Annotated in this window: 21 protein-coding genes; 13 read left to right on the forward strand and 8 right to left on the reverse strand. The window is 30.8% G+C overall.

Features of this window, described 5'->3' with window-relative positions; all coding sequences use genetic code 11:
* The first annotated feature begins 13 nt into the window (after window positions 1–13).
* Window positions 14–1,690, forward strand: coding sequence for a hypothetical protein (locus ACAM25_RS05365; RefSeq protein WP_369611304.1), 1,677 nt, complete (start codon window positions 14–16; stop codon window positions 1,688–1,690).
* Here ACAM25_RS05365 and ACAM25_RS05370 read toward each other — a convergent pair.
* Window positions 1,682–2,386 carry a hypothetical protein gene (locus ACAM25_RS05370; protein ID WP_369611305.1) on the reverse strand — a complete coding sequence of 235 codons (705 nt, stop codon included), beginning with the start codon at window positions 2,384–2,386 and terminating at the stop codon, window positions 1,682–1,684. The genes ACAM25_RS05365 and ACAM25_RS05370 overlap by 9 nt on opposite strands.
* Window positions 2,387–2,439: 53 nt before the next feature.
* On the opposite strand from ACAM25_RS05370, the gene ACAM25_RS05375 reads away from it, so the two are divergent.
* Entirely contained in the window at window positions 2,440–3,216 is a 777-nt protein-coding gene (locus tag ACAM25_RS05375) for an XdhC family protein (RefSeq protein ID WP_369611306.1), read from the forward strand.
* Here the strand turns inward: ACAM25_RS05375 and ACAM25_RS05380 are convergent.
* Window positions 3,205–6,096 (reverse strand): hypothetical protein, encoded by a 2,892-nt coding sequence (locus ACAM25_RS05380; RefSeq protein WP_369611307.1) that lies wholly within the window; start codon window positions 6,094–6,096, stop codon window positions 3,205–3,207. The two genes, ACAM25_RS05375 and ACAM25_RS05380, sit on opposite strands and share 12 nt — an antisense overlap.
* Before the next feature lie 483 nt (window positions 6,097–6,579).
* Here ACAM25_RS05380 and ACAM25_RS05385 point away from each other — a divergent pair, with 483 nt between their 5' ends.
* The 8 genes from ACAM25_RS05385 to ACAM25_RS05420 all read left to right on the forward strand — a co-directional run bounded on the left by ACAM25_RS05385 (window position 6,580) and on the right by ACAM25_RS05420 (window position 12,507).
* Window positions 6,580–7,509 (forward strand): hypothetical protein, encoded by a 930-nt coding sequence (locus tag ACAM25_RS05385; protein ID WP_369611308.1) that lies wholly within the window; start codon window positions 6,580–6,582, stop codon window positions 7,507–7,509.
* 330 nt (window positions 7,510–7,839) lie between these two features.
* Window positions 7,840–7,986 (forward strand): hypothetical protein, encoded by a 147-nt coding sequence (locus ACAM25_RS05390; protein WP_369611309.1) that lies wholly within the window; start codon window positions 7,840–7,842, stop codon window positions 7,984–7,986.
* 231 nt (window positions 7,987–8,217) lie between these two features.
* Window positions 8,218–8,463 carry a hypothetical protein gene (locus tag ACAM25_RS05395; RefSeq protein WP_369611310.1) on the forward strand — a complete coding sequence of 82 codons (246 nt, stop codon included), beginning with the start codon at window positions 8,218–8,220 and terminating at the stop codon, window positions 8,461–8,463.
* Between the two features lie 17 nt (window positions 8,464–8,480).
* The gene (gene tsaA, locus ACAM25_RS05400) at window positions 8,481–8,945 is read left to right on the forward strand and encodes a tRNA (N6-threonylcarbamoyladenosine(37)-N6)-methyltransferase TrmO (protein ID WP_369611311.1); all 465 of its coding nucleotides are present in this window, start codon (window positions 8,481–8,483) and stop codon (window positions 8,943–8,945) included.
* A 235-nt stretch (window positions 8,946–9,180) separates the two neighbouring features.
* Window positions 9,181–9,462, forward strand: coding sequence for a hypothetical protein (locus ACAM25_RS05405; RefSeq protein WP_369611312.1), 282 nt, complete (start codon window positions 9,181–9,183; stop codon window positions 9,460–9,462).
* 70 nt (window positions 9,463–9,532) lie between these two features.
* Window positions 9,533–10,666, forward strand: a complete 1,134-nt coding sequence (locus ACAM25_RS05410) for a radical SAM protein (RefSeq protein WP_369611313.1) — start codon at window positions 9,533–9,535, stop codon at window positions 10,664–10,666.
* The gene (locus ACAM25_RS05415; protein WP_369611314.1) at window positions 10,639–11,682 is read left to right on the forward strand and encodes a TIGR04053 family radical SAM/SPASM domain-containing protein; all 1,044 of its coding nucleotides are present in this window, start codon (window positions 10,639–10,641) and stop codon (window positions 11,680–11,682) included. The genes ACAM25_RS05410 and ACAM25_RS05415 overlap by 28 nt, the downstream gene beginning before the upstream one ends.
* Window positions 11,683–11,703: 21 nt before the next feature.
* Window positions 11,704–12,507, forward strand: a complete 804-nt coding sequence (locus tag ACAM25_RS05420; RefSeq protein WP_369611315.1) for an aldo/keto reductase — start codon at window positions 11,704–11,706, stop codon at window positions 12,505–12,507.
* Window positions 12,508–12,637: 130 nt separating this feature from the next.
* Here the strand turns inward: ACAM25_RS05420 and ACAM25_RS05425 are convergent, their stop codons facing one another.
* From ACAM25_RS05425 to ACAM25_RS05450, 6 genes are all read right to left on the reverse strand, one after another.
* Window positions 12,638–13,168, reverse strand: coding sequence for a hypothetical protein (locus ACAM25_RS05425; protein ID WP_369611316.1), 531 nt, complete (start codon window positions 13,166–13,168; stop codon window positions 12,638–12,640).
* An 11-nt stretch (window positions 13,169–13,179) separates the two neighbouring features.
* Complete coding sequence (locus ACAM25_RS05430; protein ID WP_369611317.1) at window positions 13,180–13,575, reverse strand: hypothetical protein; 396 nt, start codon at window positions 13,573–13,575, stop codon at window positions 13,180–13,182.
* Window positions 13,576–13,662: 87 nt separating this feature from the next.
* On the reverse strand, window positions 13,663–14,082 hold the full coding sequence (locus ACAM25_RS05435; protein ID WP_369611318.1) for a hypothetical protein: 420 nt from the start codon (window positions 14,080–14,082) through the stop codon (window positions 13,663–13,665).
* 47 nt (window positions 14,083–14,129) lie between these two features.
* Window positions 14,130–14,318 carry a hypothetical protein gene (locus tag ACAM25_RS05440; RefSeq protein ID WP_369611319.1) on the reverse strand — a complete coding sequence of 63 codons (189 nt, stop codon included), beginning with the start codon at window positions 14,316–14,318 and terminating at the stop codon, window positions 14,130–14,132.
* Entirely contained in the window at window positions 14,315–14,455 is a 141-nt protein-coding gene (locus tag ACAM25_RS05445; RefSeq protein WP_369611320.1) for a hypothetical protein, read from the reverse strand. The genes ACAM25_RS05440 and ACAM25_RS05445 overlap by 4 nt, the downstream gene beginning before the upstream one ends.
* Complete coding sequence (locus tag ACAM25_RS05450) at window positions 14,455–15,435, reverse strand: Rieske (2Fe-2S) protein (RefSeq protein WP_369611321.1); 981 nt, start codon at window positions 15,433–15,435, stop codon at window positions 14,455–14,457. The genes ACAM25_RS05445 and ACAM25_RS05450 overlap by 1 nt, the downstream gene beginning before the upstream one ends.
* A 253-nt stretch (window positions 15,436–15,688) precedes the next feature.
* Here ACAM25_RS05450 and soxA point away from each other — a divergent pair, with 253 nt between their 5' ends.
* The 3 genes from soxA to soxC are packed head-to-tail and all read left to right on the forward strand — an operon-like array spanning window position 15,689 to window position 19,472.
* A complete protein-coding gene (soxA, locus tag ACAM25_RS05455) occupies window positions 15,689–16,216 on the forward strand; it encodes a proton pump complex quinol oxidase subunit SoxA (protein WP_369611322.1) in 528 nt (175 codons plus the stop codon).
* A 45-nt stretch (window positions 16,217–16,261) separates the two neighbouring features.
* Window positions 16,262–17,800, forward strand: a complete 1,539-nt coding sequence (soxB, locus tag ACAM25_RS05460; protein WP_369611610.1) for a proton pump complex quinol oxidase subunit SoxB — start codon at window positions 16,262–16,264, stop codon at window positions 17,798–17,800.
* Window positions 17,778–19,472 carry a proton pump complex cytochrome B SoxC gene (soxC, locus tag ACAM25_RS05465; RefSeq protein ID WP_369611323.1) on the forward strand — a complete coding sequence of 565 codons (1,695 nt, stop codon included), beginning with the start codon at window positions 17,778–17,780 and terminating at the stop codon, window positions 19,470–19,472. The genes soxB and soxC overlap by 23 nt, the downstream gene beginning before the upstream one ends.
* Window position 19,473 lies beyond the last annotated feature (1 nt).

Raw genomic sequence — 19,473 nt, forward strand, 5'->3', positions numbered from 1 at the left:
CATTTCTTTAAGTATGTATAATAAAAGGTATATGATTTTTCTCCTTATCTTACTTATGTTCTCTGTTATCTTATCTTTAAAAACAAATTCTCTCTCCCTTTCTTCTAAAGAGCCATTTAACGCATCAATAATTTATACATCTCCTTCAGCTGTACTAAACAATTCTATATTTTATCTTTGTGCAATAATTAACGGTACTGTTAGTTTAAATTTAGTTTCTCAATCAGCTACTTTTAATGTAACATCAGTTTCAACTTATTTATCTGGTCTAAATATTCCTATCCTTCAACTGGATGGTTTTGTAATATCTACACCAAAAGTTATTGGAAATAAGGTCTTTTTCATTTATTTACCTGGAGTAAAATCTATTAATCCTTCAAACCTTACAATTAAAAAATCGTATTTTGCTTACGCTTCATTTAATGGAAACTGGGGAAAAGTAATAAACTTATTAACTTACGGTGCTTCTGAAGATTTTGATGTCTATAATAATACAGTTTATCTTATTTGGAAGCCTTCATATTCCTCTAGCAATTCTTTTTTATTAATATTAAATTCTAATGGAATACTTCTTAACAATATTTCATTAAATATTATTAATGCTACTTCTATCAGCGTTTCTAACGGTTTAGGAGTTATAGGCAACTCATCAATATCTCAACTAACCTCGCTAGAGAATCTCTCTGTTTCTGGACTTGTTGGTGATTACTTTGTTATTAATTTAAGTAATGGTAAAGTACTTTACGAAATACCAGAATATAATGGATTAGAGCCATCATTAGTCAGTGTTTCAGATAATTTAGCATTAGTTACATACTCGTCAAGTTCAGCTTCTTATTTAGTATTATATAACTTATCTAATCAGAAAATATTATCCACAAGAGAGTATAATAGTGAGGCAATAGGTTATATAAATGATGGTTATATACTAGTAGAACAAATTGTTAAGTCAAACTTCGGAATAAATTCAATAATAACAGTTTACAATGAAAATTGGAGTGTTATATATCAGAAATCGCAACAATCCTTGACTTCATATTTATTAGCTGATGGTTTGATAGTAAACTCTACCTCTGTAACTGCTATTATTACTACTATAAACACAGAGCTATCATTCTCTCAAATAACTATAATATCATCCATTGAACTTATTAAAGTCTTAGAAGCACCAGAGCCCTTTACTATTTCAGTATACGAATATCATTACCCCGGATATACTATACTTTATCTAATCTGGAATGAAAAAGTCCCTTCTACGTTTTATGTTTACTTTAACAACTCATTAAGATCGATACTTCACCAAAACTATGTAGAGTACAATATTACACAAAATGTAACTTATCTGGTAAAAATTGTCGCAATGAATGCTTTAGGGAATATAACAGAAAATATCATAATAAAAATTATTGTTTATCCTTACTTATCTAAAATCACTTCTACCACAACTACTTCTAGTAGTAGCACAACTTCAACTACTGAAACTACTGTAAGTAATATAACGACACAACAAACAACTGAAAATTATTATACAACAACCGAGTCTAGTAATATATCTCACAATATTACTACTATAAGTCACTTATCTACTACCTCAGTGATAAATGTACCTCAAACAGAAATTGTTGCAATTATCTTGATAGTAATAGGAACAGTAATATTGATCTTACTTTCTGGTAGGAAATTAATATAACTTAACTTCAAACTCTGCATTATCTGATTTTACTCTTATTTTCTCTCCCTTATTTATAGGTATAGGACCTACAATAGATCCAGTAGAAACATAGCCACTAACTTCTTTACCTATGCTTTTGATAAGCCATTTAAGCATCTCTAAATAATTTCCATAAATAAAGTTTGGTTTATCTTTTCCTTTTAACTCATCATTAATATAAACTTCAACTGATTTAGGCTGTTCAGAAACTTTTTCACCTAAATATAGGAGACCAGCTACCATATCATCTGCCTTGAGTTGATTAAAATTCAATTTATTTAACGGGGCATTAAATCTTGTCATAGGCATCTCAATTCCTAAATAAGTTTCCTTTATGCAATGAGGAATATTATCCTCTTTACAGTTATCTGCTAAAACAATAACCTCTATTTCAGCATAAGAATATCTAAATGGTAATTTGACCTCATTTCCTTTTTTTACAATCATATTATTCGTTAATATTCCATAATCTGGTCCATTTGCCTTAAATTTCTTTATAGTTTCTAATGTTACAAGGCTTATTTTATATCCTCCCAATCCTTCATCTTTAACAAGTTTTTGAGTAAAAAGATTAAATATCTGAGTAGCTTCCTCACTATTTACTTCAAAAGGTTCTATCTCTTTTTTATCTTTATATGCGTTATAAAGTAACTCAACTTTTTCTTCTATCTTCATCGTAAAACATGTTATAACTAAAAGATTTAAGTGCATTGTATAAGTTATATGTTATGTCAATTTGTGAAATTTTTCCTCTTATTACAAAGTTAACAGCTGAAGGAAAAAAGGTTGTCATGGTAAACGAGGAAGGGAAAAGAAGTATCTTTGTAGAAGATAAACTTGTTTTAGGTTTTAAAGAACATGAAAGGTATGCAAAAGAAGCTTTAGAAAAAGGTAGGATTGAAGTTGAAATTAATGGAAAGAAAATAATTGCTGAAGTAATAGAGCCAAGACCATCATTAATTATTGTAGGTTCTGGAATAATTGCAAAAGCGTTAGCAAAATTATCTTTAGCAATGGGATATTTAGTTGCCGTAATAGGTGATAATGACATTAATGAAGAAGAATTTGCTGGAGTAAACTTTATTTCTAACTCTTTAACTTTACTTGATCAAATAATTACAGAAGATTCCTTTGTAATTATTGCTAATGAAGGAGGAAAACCTTACGATGTAAATGCTGCTTATATAGCTTTGAAAAAAGCAAAATATGTCGGCTTTTTAGCTAGTCAGAAAAGAGCTGCATATACTATTGCACAGTTAATGAAGAAAGGAATTGACATGGAAACATTAAAAACAAAATTTTACTCACCATTAGGATTAGACCTAAACGCTAAAACAGCAGAAGAAATTGCATTAAGTGCGTTAAGTGAGGTTGTAAAAATTTTAAGAGGGGGTAGTGGAAAACATATGAGAGAAATCAAAGATCCTTATATGTATTTAAATGATGCCCTAGAAGGAAAAATTGAGGAAAAATGTAACTTTAAACCTCAAACATTATCCTCCTAAAAAATGCCAAAAACCAATATAAGGTATTAAAGATACGACAAACATTTTTCTATCATTTACATATTTACTCAATATTTCTAGCATTGCTGAATAATAATTCTCTTTTGCATACTCCAATGCTTTATCTAACTCTTTTTTATCATTTTTCATTACAGCAGTTATTATACCAACTAGTGCCTTATCTATTCCTTCATCCTTATTTTTAATTTGATTTGCAATAAAGTCAAAGAATTTGTTCTTATCATTAGCTCCTAACAAAATTTCAGCAGATATATATATTAACAAATCTAAAGTTGTTCCACTGAATATCCTTGGTTTCTCTTCTATTCCTAATACCTTCTTTGAGATAGAAGACGCTACTAAAAGAGAACCTTTTACATCTTGCTCTTTAACATAATCAGTCAATTTCTCAAGTTCGATAATATCTTGCAAAACGGATTTGTATTCATATTTACCACCACTAACTAAAGATTTCATTAGCTTAATCTGATAGAATTTAAGTAGATCTATAGCTTCATTATTTTTTATTTTGCCTTCTTTCATTTTATTTCTTATTCTATTATACCAATTAATTACTAGTTTTTCAGAAAGCTCAATAGTGGCTCTTACTGATTCCTCTCTAGGATGAGTTAGAAGCAACGTGTATCCTATTCCTGCATCTAATCTATCTTTAAGTTCATCAATATAATCCATTATATCATTTGAGATTGGAAAGAAATCCTTTAAGTGTAGATCGTCAAGATTATATTTACTATTTTTGACCAATGCATAGTTTTTTCTGAATTTATCATATATAAGAGCCAATTTAAGTAAATCATGATTAGTTAAAGAGTATATTCCTAAGAACCCATAAATCAAAACAGACCAGAGAGGATTAGTAAATTGAATAAGATCCAATGAACCATCTATGTAATTTACTAGTGATTTAGGAAACACTGAATATTCATTATCTATTTCGTTTATAATTTGCTTAACTTTATCTATATCTTCATTAGAATATTTTAGATAATTGAATAGAATTGCTGAAAGTTGATAAGAATAATTCTTTTTAATTACCTTGATATTATTAATTATATCATCAAGGACAAATCTTACCCATTCTACTTTGCCATTTTTAGATAAAGTTAATAAAATATCTAGTGCTGTAGAGGTACACTTATCTTCTGTACTTTTCATTAATATACCCTTAATCTTAGCAAGTAATTCATATGGTTGAAGACTATTATTACTTAACTCTTTGCAATATTTCTCGATATTAATATTGTCTTTTAATCTTTCTATTATATAAGGTAAAAATATTCTCATAAAATTAAAATTATTATCGAAATATTCTTTTATTTTTGAGATTATTCTTGGTTTTTCTCCTTCAGTTATTGAAAGATAAGATAAGATGTTTAGAATACTATCTATCATAGTTTCATTATTAATTTCTTTTGAGATCTCTTCCGCTACATTTGCCAGTATTTTTTCTACGTTTATACTATCTAATGAATCAGTATAATAATCTTCAGACTTTGGAACTTTAAATGGAATATTACAGTTAGAAAACCATTTAAGTATTAAGTCATTTTCATTAACATTTTTCCTACCACTATTTTTTAAAATAAGTGCAGAGATTCTTACAGGGATTGGTATGTTATATTTATCATATACTGCCAAAATTGGAGAATACCATAAAATCTTATTCGGATCTGAATCAAAAATAACATTATATATATAATTCCAATAATCAGCATAGAAATTCTCTAGAGCTTCATTTAATGTTGATTCGATATTATCAGTCTGATACATAATAATATAATGCATAGGAATAGAGGTTATTCTCTCATCTAATCTTAATGTTAAACCTTTATCTCTAGATAAAGAGTATATATATCGTCTATCTACATAAATTTTAAAAGCATTAATACCTAAAGTTTTTGCTAAATCATTAGTTAATACATAAAGAACTTTACTTTTATTACTATTATATATTTTTTCTAGACTAGTGTACTCATTATTAGTATTATGATAGTCAATAACAGAAATTTCGAGTTTATGATCTTTTGCTCTTTTCTTTATAAGTTCAGATATTGTACTTTTACCAGTTCTTAGGCTACCAATTATAGCCACATTGTTTCCTCTAAATAGTTCAGATATTGCAAGATTAACAATATCTACATATTCTAGGTAATCTATAATAGATAGTTCTTCGACTTCCGTAGAAGAGTAATTTAAATCGCTTATTTGTCTTTTACTTTCACCAGGTAATAATCCTAGAGAAGAATCTATTAAATAGTAAATGATTTCACGCCATATTGGTGAAAGCTTTTCCCAATCTTCTCTCAAATTATTACCTTTATAAACCTTTTTGAGTAGTTCCTCTGGAGATTTAGCTTCATTCTCATTTATGTATAATATTCTTCGAAATTTGTTAAATGTCTTTAATGCATCATCAATCTTATTCTCCTTAGCTAGTTTAACTCCTTCAACTAGCAACCCTGGAATATAAGTGTAATAACCATGTAATGTAAGGATAGAATAATCAAGAATCTTACTTACATCTTTATCCACTCTTTTTACTACATAATTAATTGCCTTATACGCTGAAATTGTGAAAACATTACCACTTACTTTAAGATTCCCTTGACCTAATTTAGTCTTACCAAATAATAAGTCAATAACGTAACTCCTTCCAATAACTTTATATGTTGATTTAGAGTTTAAGAAATCTCTCCAATTTTGAAGCTCTTCCACGCTATTGAATTCGTTAGGAATCTCAATGCAATCTTTACAATATTTTTTAATTATTCCTTTACCTCCATACGGAAGAACTTTTATGATAACAACATCATTTTTAAGTAAAGCCCTTAGTTGTGAAAGAGACGTAATTTTTCTCATATCTTGAGTATTTTGAAATATAAGGTATAAAACTATTAGCCAAAATAGACTGTTTATCGTTTCAATTAAAATTACGGATCAATTATATTTTCATCTTAAAAATAAGCGATAAAGTTATTAAAATCCTAGCCGATTTTGCTATTATAATCATCAATATTACTATAAACTATTTACATCTTAGTTTTGCTGACTTCCTCTTAGCCCTGAAGGCTAGGGTTCCCCTTATCAATTCGGGTTTACATCTTTCATATGAGATGCAGTCGAGAGGCTCAGAGAACCCCTCTTCTCAGACTATATTTTTTATTTATTTTTGCGAGCATTCATCCCTGCCTAAAGGCTTTCTGCCCTCAACTTTGTTAGACCAGTCACTCTGGGAAGTTTAAACAAGTCTTTGGGGAAAGTAGTGTATTAGACTTCAATCATAAAATAAACCTAATTATTTAGGTTACTAACTTTTTATCAGTCATGAAAAACAGAAAAATTATGGATAAGATAGAAATAGAACCATGGGGAGTAAATGTTCCCTATATCTATTTAGCAACGATCATGTTCTTCTTAGGAGGATTATCCCTTGATATTTCTCCCTCATATCATCCTTATTTTATGACAATAGGTGTTTATTCTCTATATTTTGGAATGTTACAAAGACTCTTTTTCCCAGCGAAGAAATATTTTATGACACACATATTAGCCTTAATTTTCTTAGCAATACCTCTATCTCATTATTTTCAATTTCTAGCTTCAATTTTTCTAATAGTAATTGAAATTACTGCGCTAAGAGACGTTAAAAGTTATGGAAGTAAATTTCCAGTGAATATTCTAGTCTTATCTTCACCCTTTCTATCAGCGATCATGTGGTTTTTATTTCTTAATTATTGGAGCCTAGCCATACCTATCTTAATTTACATATTAGGAGTAAATATTGGAGTATTTACAGCAACACTAGGAGCTAAACCCTTCTTTGGAATTTTACAATTGCCAGTCTTAATAATGGGGCTTCTTTCAATGTTTTATCCCTTTTTAATACCAGTTACTTTAGTATTTTACTTTTTATTACTTTTCCGAAAAAGAATAAATTTCAAGGTAAATCCTACTTCAATCTTAGTTATTATAATTTCACTTTTAACTACATTTTCAGCAATAGTTTTAGAAGATATGCTTCACGCATTTTACCTTGATGTAATGTTTCCTTTCTTCTTCTCATGCATAACATATTCAACCGCAAGATATAATCATCAAAAGGTAGCATATATATTGCCACTACTTTTACTCTCATATTATTTTAGATTCATTAACCTTGAAGTTTCTGGAATTTTCCTTCCAGTGTCATATCTCTACTTTCTTTTCTTAATTAAAGATACTTTAGGAATAACTGGAATAAAAGTAGGAATGTCAGCAAAATATTTAAAATAATATACGAGAGATGGTATACTAAGAGCGAAGTGGTTTCAGTAAGAATAAAGAAAGAGGTAGTTAAAGAAATTGATTCCTTAGTTTCTGAGAGAGTTTTCTTCTCAAGAAATGAGGCTTAAACTATATCATGGGATTAAAGGAAATAGATAAGTGAAAAGAGATAAATCAGAAAGTCAAAAGAAATGCAACTTCCTATATTTAATAAAACTTTCTTGCTGATAGGAGCAAGTATCGAAATACTTTGATACATCTATAATTAATCTATAATTATTCGGTCTATATTAAATGGTCATAGAAGAGAGAAGCAATAGAAGAATTTAAATCTGGGGAATGACATCAACATTAGGATTAATTGGATTAGTGAGTTACTTATCTAGAAATATAAAAGATAATCCTTTACCATACGCAATAAAAATCCTTTCTACCTACAACAGATTTGTAAAGAGTTTAGTTTCATCAACGCTTACTCCTTATTGATGTATACTATAACGCTACGAATATAACTAAAGAAGTTACATTACGAACATTAGAATTGCTTCATATTACTTATGCTTCAAGCCGATAAATTCCTAACTGCAGATATTAAAGCTAGGACATCTTGCTTAAGAGATAAGATAGATTCGAAAATAATAGATTAACAATGTTAATTATCTTTTGGCTTAAACATTAGGAAAAATATTTATTTACTTCCTTCAACAAGCTTTCCTTATGAGAAAAGAAAGGATCACGTTAATGCAAATACTTGATCCTAAATATCGTTTCAATCTAACATTATACTTAGAAAAAGGGTTCATAAAATTCAACAATCTTACAGTTTCACAACTCTCCTCGTTGATATACCCTTATTTTAAAAAATATCGAGTGAAAGAAGCTGGAATTGAAGGAGATAGCGCAGTAGTAGTATTAGCTAAAGGTAACAAAAGAGTTTATTTAGAGATCGAAATTATTAACTAATACTCTTATTTTAATTTATGCTTAAGTACATAGGAATAGTTAAGGAAAATATTGAAGGAAAAGGTGTTATTGAAATTTATAAAGAGTTTGAAAATGGATTAATTAAAATAGAAGATTTTTCGCATTTAATCGTAATATCATGGTTAAATAAAGTAACTGAAGAGCAGAGAAATACTTTAATAGTGAAACCAAGAGGACTTCTTAAATATGGATTCAAGTTAGAAGAGCTTCCTGAAGTGGGAGTTTTCTGTACAGATTCTCCTCATAGACCAAATCCCATAGCTATTTCTATAGTTAAACTGATAAAAAGGGAGGGAAATATTTTGTTTGTTGAAAATTTAGATTTATTCGAAGGTACTCCAATCTTAGATATTAAAGCGTTTACTCCAGCAAGGTGTCCAGAAGACGTAAAAGTACCAAAATGGGTCGAAGAATTCGAAAAGAAACTAAAGGAAATTAGAGGAAATAAAGTACCTTTCTAATTATAAAGCAACATAATCTTTGATTTAAACAATGTATGTAGTAAGCTTACTAAAAGTGCATGTTAATTTTTCTTTTAAAGTTTTCTTTTAAAAGTAACACAATATACTGAGGAGCAGATTAAACAATGCTTAAAAAATTTACTTTAATAATACGCTAAGAGTTAAAAAGAATTCAACATAAAGAGATAGGAATTAGGCTAAAATAATTAAAATATTATGAAAGAGATTAAATCATATGGAAAACGTATTACCAGAATATGTGTATGATATTCAACACATACTTTCATTAATTAAATATAATACGAAATCAGATATAAAAGTAAATTATAACGATCCAGTTCAATTACAACAACTTTATGAATTCTTGGAAGATTTATTAAACATGATAGAATTCATGACTGCATACAATTTAATCAGACTAAAGGACAGTGAAGTGAGAGAATTAAAGGATAAAATAAGAAAAGATATGGAGTTAATCTCAGAAAGTATAGATAAACTTATGTACGAAAACGTTTAACAAAGTTAATTATTTTTACACCTCATTATTTAGCTTATGAAATTTAAACTTTGTATCAAATTTATCATTAATGATTCCAATAAGCGTTATGGTTACAAACAGTGGAACAGTATCCTTTCAGATTAAAGGAGAATATAATCCTAAAAATCCTAGTAGATTTAGTCAAGTTTTCAGACCGGTAATAACTTGGAACTTAACATATAAGTGCAACTTAAGGTGTTTACATTGTTATATAAACGCTTCTCCTAACGGTGAAGAAGGTCTTTCAACTGAAGAAGCATTAAAATTAGTTGACCAAATGACTGAAATTAAGATACCATTACTCATTATGAGTGGTGGAGAACCATTAATGAGAAAAGATTTTTTCGAAATAGCAGAATATGCTTCTAAAAAGGGAATAAAACTCGCGTTATCTACAAATGGAACCTTAATAAGTGAAAAAGTTGCTGAAAAACTTAAAGAAATAGGATTCATGTACATAGGTATAAGTTTAGATAGTCCATATCCAGAATTTCATGATAAATTCAGAGGAGTAAAAGGAGCTTTTGAAATGGCTATAAAAGGAATAAGAAACGCTATTAACGCAGGTTTAAACGTTGGTTTACGCTTTACAATAACTTCAAAAAATATTGATTACGTTGACGACTACATGAAGTTAGCATTAGAACTAGGAGTAAAAAGAATAACTTTCTATCATATTTCGGCAAGTGGAAGAGGTAAAGATCTGAAAGACTGGATGTACACTCCTCAACAATACGAAAATTTCATGAATAAACTTATTGAATATGCTAAGCAATTAAAAGGAAAATTGGAAATAGAAACTACATTAGCACCCTTTGACGGTATTTATATTGCTAAAAAGTTAGCGAAAGATGAGAAAGAATTAGCAGATTATTTACACTTTGTTAAAAACAGTGGAGGTTGCGGAAGAAAGATGATATCTATTTACCCCAATGGTGACGTTTATCCTTGCCAGTTTATTGACTTTTATAAGTTAGGTAACGTTAGAGAGAAACCACTTAAGGAAATAATTACAAACATTCCTGATCTTTTTGTAAATACGGAAAAATATTTACAAGGAGAATGTAAATCGTGTATTTATAATGAATACTGTAAAGGAGGAGATAGGGCTAGAGCATATTATTGGAATGAAAACATTTATGGAGATGATCCATTATGCCCTTTGAAGAATCTCCACATTTAGTCTTTTGGGAAGTAACAAAAGCATGCCCTCTTGCTTGTAAGCATTGTCGGGCTAACGCAATAGATAAGCCATTACCCGGGGAATTAACTACAAATGAAGGTAAAAAGTTACTTGAAGATATAGCGCAATTTGGAAAAGTAGTTATAGTGTTTACTGGTGGAGATCCTTTATCTAGAGAAGATATCTTTGAGTTAATGGACTATGCAAAGTCTTTAGGTTTAATAGTCTCCTTAGCTCCAGCACCTTCTTATAGGCTTAATGAGGAAACTATGAAAAGAATAAAAGAGTTAGCACTTTATATGTCAATAAGTCTTGATGGATATAAACCAGAAACACACGATTGGCTTAGAGGTTTAGGTAATTATAAGTATGCTATTAACGGTATTAAACTAGGACTAAAATACGGTATACAAGTACAAGTAAATACGTTAATATGGAGAAAAAGTTATGGAGAATTACCTTACATTGTAAAATTGCTTAAGGAATTAGGAGTAAAAGTTTGGGAAGTTTTCTTCTTAATTCCAGTAGGAAGGGGTACTATTGAGCTTGATATTCCTAAAGAGAAATATAAAGATGTAATCGATTTCTTAGTTGAAGCTTCTAGATATGACATAGTAGTAAGGACTGTTGAAGCACCTTTCTTCAGAAGAGCTAAGTTAGAATATAAGGAGGAAAATAACGAACTAATTCAAAAGTTAAGGGAACTATTAGGAGAACCTAAAAAGAATGTTGATAAAAGTATAATGCCTACGAGAGACGGAGCTGGAGTAATATTTGTAGCATATAATGGTGATATTTATCCAAGTGGTTTTCTACCAATAAAATTAGGTAATGTAAGGGAAGAAAGTATAGTGAATATTTATAGAAACTCAGAATTACTTAAAATGATTAAAGCTGGCAAACTTAAAGGAAAATGCGGAATTTGTGCTTATACAAATATATGTGGTGGAAGTAGGGCTAGAGCTTATGCCGTTTATAATGATCCTTTAGCCGAAGACCCAGCATGCCCTTATTAGTTCGTTTTCAAACTATATATTATGAAAATCTTCAAGTGGTTTTCAATTTCTGACTTAGCTTTAGGAACATGGAAAATGGGTGGAGGATTTTGGCAAGCAGATTACTCTAATGATCAAAATGATATAAAAGCGATCAAAAGGGCAATAGAACTAGGAATTACCGCGATAGATACAGCAGAAATGTATGGAAATGGACACGCAGAAGAACTAGTAGGAAAAGCTATTAAAGACTTTAAGAGAGATGATCTTTTTATTATAACAAAAGTGTGGCCAAACCACGCTAGATATGAGGATACAATAAAATCAGCAATAGCGAGTTCAAAAAGACTAGGGACTTATATTGATTTATATCTTCTTCATTGGCCTTCAGAAGTACCTATATGTGAAACAATAAAGGCATTTGAAGACCTAGTTGACAGAGGTATTATTAGATTTTTTGGATTAAGTAATTTTAAGTGGAAAGAAATTGAGAAAGCTAAAGAATGTTTAAGGAAATATGAAATTGTTGCAGTTGAAAATCATTATAGTCTTTGGGATAGAAGTGATGAAGATACCTTAAATTATGCTAATAAAAATGGATTACTTTATCTCTCCTATACGCCAATAGAAAAAGGAAGAATAGCTAGTGACAAAATACTTGTAGAGATGGGAAAGAAATATAACAAAACACCTATTCAAATTGCCATAAATTGGTACATTCAAATACCTAGCTTAGTACCAATAATTAAGTCAAGTAATGTTAAACATTTGGAAGAAAATATTGGAGCATTAGGTTGGAGTTTAACGAAGGAAGATTGGAATAAGATATCGGAAAGTTATAAATAAAGACTATGAATAATTTGTTTATTCTATGTATTTTCGCACTTGAAGGAAGCAATTTAAATTATAATGATAAACATTAAATAAAATAATTAAAATTATTACTTGATTAGCTGTTCCAACCTAATATAATTCGTCATTTTGGTAATGGCAAAAAAGACACAGCCAAAACCATAAGTATAACTGTCAACGTTAGTATTGACATTCCTAAAACTGAATAAAACTTTAGTCTTAGCTGAGTTACTTTTATCTCATCAGCAACTTCTGGATTTACTGATTTATATAATTTGAATAATCTCTCAAAGTTATGTGCTATAATTAATCCTATTGAAAATCCTATAATTCCTAAAATACCACCAATAAATATACAAAATCCCCAATCTGTAGATAAAATTATACTTTCTACTTCACTAATCCCACCCTCTCTATAATATTCTATCATATAAAATAAGAATTCTCCAGCACCAAAAACTATAGTAATCATCCCTGTAGCCTCAATAAAGCTCATTAGTGGAGGAAAAATCTGGGTCATTAATTCATAGATAGAACCCTCTGAAAGTTTAGATAACCTTGGTCCAAAAACACCAAATATCATTACAGCACCAAAGTATATTAAAGAGAAGAAACCATGAACTACATTAAGTAAAAAAGAAATAGGTACTGCCAATAACTCTTCACCTAGAGAGAGTAAATTATACAACCAGTTGAAGATATTATTGATATTAAAAGCGATAAAGCCATTATATATGAAAAAGCATAATTATAGGTAGCATAAAATGCTAAACCACCCGCAGCTGCTAATCCAACAAATACTACTGTTATTAATGAAAGATAATACAAGTCTCTTCTATCACTAAGATAAGAAAGAGTAAAGAGTAATACTGCTCCTAAACCACTCAATATAGCTAAACTTAAGTGACTCGATAATAATGCAGCCATCCATGTTTGATTTATTGGAAATTGAGCGTTCAACATCGTTGCAGTACCTGCTATAAAAGTACCAATAAGTAAAATTGTTTCAACAACTGAGGAAATTAGTACAGGGGTATTTCGACTGGATACTGATTGCGTCATAATTATCAATTTATTATTTATGAAAAGGGAATAAATAAATATTTCGCTAAAATATTTCATTAAATAAAAATATATTAACTTTATTATTTATTTTCTCATTGCATAAAACATGAGAGCTGAAGCAAAAACTACTGTAAAGACAAAACCGATACCCATACCTAAAGCATAATCTGGTATTACAAATCCACCAAAATAGAATAATCCTTCAAAAGCAGCTCCTAATACAGAAAGAATATTAAGAACAGCTAAAACTCTTAACACAGTATTATTAGCTCTAGTAGCTGAACCATACGTTGCAATAGCAAATATTACTGCAAATGCAGCTGCATATATATGAGCTGTTATTGGACCACCCAATAACGGTAATTTAAATATTGCAATATCCATCCCAGCTATGTAAATGACAATAAGACTAGCCAATTCTGCTGCAGCCAATGCTGGAGTATACTGATTTTTAGAAAATTTTGATGCTAAAGAATTATATGTATCTAATAATGATTTCGCCATGATTAAAAATAGGTAAAAGAATTTAAAAAATTTTACTTCGAAAAACGTTAGTAGAAATCTTTGTAAAAAATCCAACCAAATGTTACGCCAGTTAGTATTATGTAAATTGCAGCCATAACAGCAGTAGCGTTCTCGACTCCTATTAATGAACTTAAAGCGTAATTCAATGGTAAAGATATTGCAATGAAGAAAAGCACAGTTATGATTAAAAATAATAATCTAGGAGGTAATTTCACAATAACCACCTTAATATCATTGGTAAAACGTCTTGGATCGGAGATGAATTCCAGAGTATAGTATATACAATAAATGCTATTAAGGCTGCTGTGGCTCCAAAGATAAGTAAAACCACAGCTAATCCTAATTTGTTCATTATGAACCACCTTCAAAAGTATTTCCTTCATTCTGCAAAGTAGTATAACAGTTTGTTACACCTTGTCCCTTCTTTAACAAGAACTTTGGACAACCAGTACTCTCATCATAGCCGTCTAAATATGCAACACCTTCAAGATCTGAAGTATGGTCCATAATTGGTGGTGCATTAGGATTCATTCCTATTGCATAAAGGTAATCTGTTGAGGAATCCCAATATAATTCAACGTAAGGAAGAGGCCTAACTGTAGGTCCAGTTAACACAGCAGCACCATGCCAGGGATCATAAGTTGAGCCATGACAATCACAGTGAATAACACTTATAGCCTTAGCTTGCATGGCTGCTTGATATGCATCTGGCGGAATATAGTTTGGTGTACTTCCACCAACCTTAAAATACTGTGGAGGATAGAAATGAATTTCAGGTGGAACACAGCCTAAATGTTGGCAAATTGCACTATAAGCTACAATGGAATTATAAGGACCTACACCCCCTGGAAAATGATAAGTTTTCCCAGTTTCTGGTATTAAAACTTCAGTAGGAGGAACAGCTACTGGGTTATTATTTTCATCACCCATGTTTAATAAGAAAGTTATATCTCCTAACATTGGGTATTCGAAAAGAAGTATTTCTGGATCATTAACTGGTATTTTAGAAGCTTCTATTGGATTACCATTAGAGTCTACAATTATCATCCAAGGAAAACTCTTTAAATATATCTCTTGGGGATTTAGAGAATTTATTAATGGTACAGCTGAGGCAACAGCAAAAACACCAATACCAATTAGTAATCCCTTTAAGAATGCCCTTCTTTCTGGATTTAAAGGACCAACATTTTTCTCAGCATATTCATAAAGATATTCTCTTCCTTTTGTCATAAACTCTTTAGTGTCAAACCTTGTGTTTTTATTCCTCATTTTCCAAATAAGTTTCTTAGCAAATATAAAATCCTCTCTTTTTATAATCACTTTATCCTTCATGCTCTCTACGTGTTTTGAGTTATTTTTGCATATATAAAAACTTAACTCATATATCATTTTTTCACTAAAATTAATTTATATATTAATTACAAATATAATTATATATTATTTATATTAAAAATCATTAAAATCTTTTACATTAAATAAATTTTTTAGGTTTAGTTATGTATACTACGCTACTTTTTAATGAAAATATTGCAAACTTAATAGTTATTAAAAATAATGTTTTTAAACTCTTTTATCTATTATATGCATGAGAATAATGAGCTTCTTAGCTCACATTAAGGAACATGCAGAATTAGCATGGTTCATAGTAATGTTAACACTAGTAGCAATTTTCTCTGGTTGGAATATTTACGGAGTAACACACGGAACTAGCACAAGTTACAGATACGGATTGCCATTATTTTCTGGCTTACCAAAACAAGCACAACAAGCTGTAATCTATTTCAATTCTCATCCTCCCTCTGGGAAACCTTATGAAGTTATTAATGGCATATTAGTAGTTAACATGTCAATAACACAAACTACTGGTTACGTTCCAAACGTTATAGTAGCAAATACATCAGAGCCAATTGTAATAATTTTATACTCACCACAAGTGATTACTGGATTCTTTATGAGATTACCTAACGGTGTTGTTAACGTTAATGCTGTGCCCGGTACTCCTAGTTACATATACTTCGTCACTCCTTCTACTCCGGGTAACTATACATGGAGAGACCCGGAGTATTCAGCTTACAACTTCTCCTATTTCACCGGAACTTTAGAGGTGGTGTAAATGAGTTACGTTTGGACAATTTTAGATAAAATAACTATGGCAATAATAGATTTTGTTAATAAAGCTAAGAAAATAGTTAACCCAAAGGATACGTTATCCCTCTCTTGGTTATATTTCTTAGGCTCAGTAGCTTGGTTAATAATTCTTGGCACAGCTGCAATGAACCTAAGAACTTATTTAACTTACGACCAAAACTCTCCCGCAGTAGGTCCAATTTACTATACAATGCTCACTATTCACGGTTGGAGTGCAATGTTAGGACTAGTACCCGATGCCGCAATTGCCATTATAATATTTTCAATATATAAATCTGGATTATCAGTAATACACAGAAAAGCCGTAACTGCTATGTTTTGGATTTCGAATCTTGCATTAGCATTTGCTTTATTTGGAGGCCCCGATACCGCCTGGTATATGTATCCTCCTCTTGCTATAGAAGATAACTCAGTATTCCAAGCATTTAGATTATATCACGGTGCAATGATAGGGGCAGCTTATTTAGCCCTAGCATTAAATAGTGCATGTGGAGCAATTGCTACTCTAATACTCGTCATTGACGCTTATTTAACAAAACCAAAGGATCAAAAAATCAACATATTTGCAGCTTATGGTGTAGCTTTCGCATTAGTTATTGCAATAACTTTACCAGCATTGACTGCTGCCGAATTATGGTATGTAGCAGCTGTATGGTTCCCAACTATGGTAACTGTAAATCCACTTTTGTGGGTAATCCTATTCTGGTTCTATGGACATCCAGTAGTTTATTATGTTCCATTCCCGCTATTTGGAGCATTATATTATTATATTCCAATTTATGCAAAAAGACCATTATTCAGTGAAAAATGGGCGAGATGGAATATTTTCTTATTAGCAATAGGTTCAATGCTAATATGGGTTCATCATTTACAAACTTTCCCATTACCAGTTGACTTAAGAGCATGGATTACAGTCTCAACGCTCTTATTAGCTTCTGGTTCTGGGTTAACAGTCTTAAATTTGGGGCTAACTATATTGACATCAAAAGGTTATGATTATAAGGATCCATTAGGTTTAACATTCTTAATCGCATTAATTGGTTTTATTATAGGGGGAGTTCAAGCATTACCATTACCTATAAATATCATAAATGGCGTAGTACACAACACTTATTACGTCGTTGGTCACTTCCACTTAGTAATATGGACGCTAATATTAGTTGGATTTACTGGAGTCTTCCTTGATCTATTAAAAGCCTCTAATCCAAACTTAAACTTTAGTGAAAAAGCTAGAAAATTAATGGTTGCTGGATTAATAGTATGGGCTGTACCATTCATATCTGTTGGATATTTAATGAGCATAGCCGGTTATTTAGGACTTTTAAGAAGAGTGATCGCTTACCCATCAATGTTTACTCCTTACATGGATGCAATGTCATTTTTAGCTGAAATTGGAATACCGGGTTTAGTAATAACTATAGCTACTGGAATAGGTGAATATTTGAGAACTTCTACTAAGGTATCAAGTTTAAGTTCACCTTTCTCTTTTTCTGGAACTATGGTTAAACAGTTAGGAGGTGATAAAAGTGGAAGAACCACAAAGAGTTAAAAAAGAAGAAGAGAAGAAAAACCAAGGCTTTTTCGATTCAATATTAGATAGAATAGGAATTAATGAGGCACCCTTATTTAGAACTCCGGACTACATGTATAATGTTTCATACTGGTTAGGAGGGTTAGTAGCTGCAAGTTTTGCTTATACTGTAATAACTGGTTTAATCCTTTTACTCCTTTATAACCCAGCAAATGCTTATGCACAAACGCAGACAATTATAAATGATATCCCGTATGGTGCAGTAATTCTATTTAGCCATCTTTATGGAGCTTACATAATGATCATTTTAGTTTACATTCATATGTTTAGAAACTTCTTCAAAGGGGCTTATAAAAAGCCTAGAGAATTACAATGGGTAACTGGTGTATTATTGCTTGCTCTTACATTAGGAGCCTCTTTCTTCGGCTATAGCCTAGTTGGAGATGTGTTAGGTATTAACGCTGTTGATATAGGTTCTTCGTTACTTATTGGTACTGGTTTCCCCGGAGCAACTACAATAGTAGGTTGGTTATTTGGACCAGGTGTTGACGCAGTCCAATCAAGTAATCCAGCAGTTAGAGCTGAATTCTTTAGCAGAATTTTAGGATGGCATATAATCATGGTAGCATTAATTGGATTACTCTTTATGTTTCACTTAATGCTATCTGAAAGATACGGAATGACACCATCAGCAAAAGAAAAGCCAAAAGTCCCAGCTTATTATACAAAAGAAGAACAGCAAAAGTTTAACCCATGGTGGCCAAGAAACTTCGTTTACATGTTATCGCTTGTCCTAATGACTTGGGGAGTAATTCTAATTGTACCAGATGTATTAGCGAATTTAAACTCCATAGTAAGTTTACCTATAGTAATTAACCCCTTCCCAGCACCACAAGCATTTACTACAGCAGCCAACAGTGTTCAGCCATATCCACCATGGTTCTTCTTATTCCTTTACAAATTTGTAGACTTTCTATTACCTAATGGAACACCAATATTACCTTCAATGGTAATTGCAATACTTATAATTGGTTTAGTAATTTTAATGTTAATTCCGTTCTTCGAAAATAGCCAGTGGATGTATATAAGTAATAGAAAATTCTGGACTTGGGTAATGAGTGTTTTAGCGTATTCCTTAGTAGCCTTATCAGTCTGGGGCTATCTAGAACCAGGAGTACCAGCACCAACTTCCCAACAATTATTAATACTAGGCGTTCCAGCATTAATCTTAGCTATAATTATTGGAATATCTGACAAGTTGAAAAGAAGAAATAATAAGGAAATATCATCGATTCAAGTTCCTAGGATTACTCCAACCTCAATCCTTAGTACTTCAGTGATAACTTTACTATTCGCAGGAACTTTTGGTGACTTCTTACTAAGGCCAAGCCTACTAGGATTATTTATACTATTCCCGCTTGGAGTATTAGTATACCATTTCGTAAGTAAAATGGTTAAAGCGTTTAATAGCAATGGTGCAACTAAGTCAAGTTATCCAATAACAAAGAAAATGGCCTTCATAGCAATACCTACAATCTTTATAATTACAATTTTCCTTGCTGTATTATTCTTCAAATTACCAAGTGTTGGTGTACAAAGTACCTATGCTGGAATTGATTTAGGTGTAATACTATTCTTGTGGGGTTATGCAATAAACCTTTACCATTACTTGTTTTATGTAAAAGATTAAA

The organism is Sulfurisphaera javensis (assembly GCF_041154675.1).
Lineage (GTDB): Archaea > Thermoproteota > Thermoprotei_A > Sulfolobales > Sulfolobaceae > Sulfurisphaera > Sulfurisphaera javensis.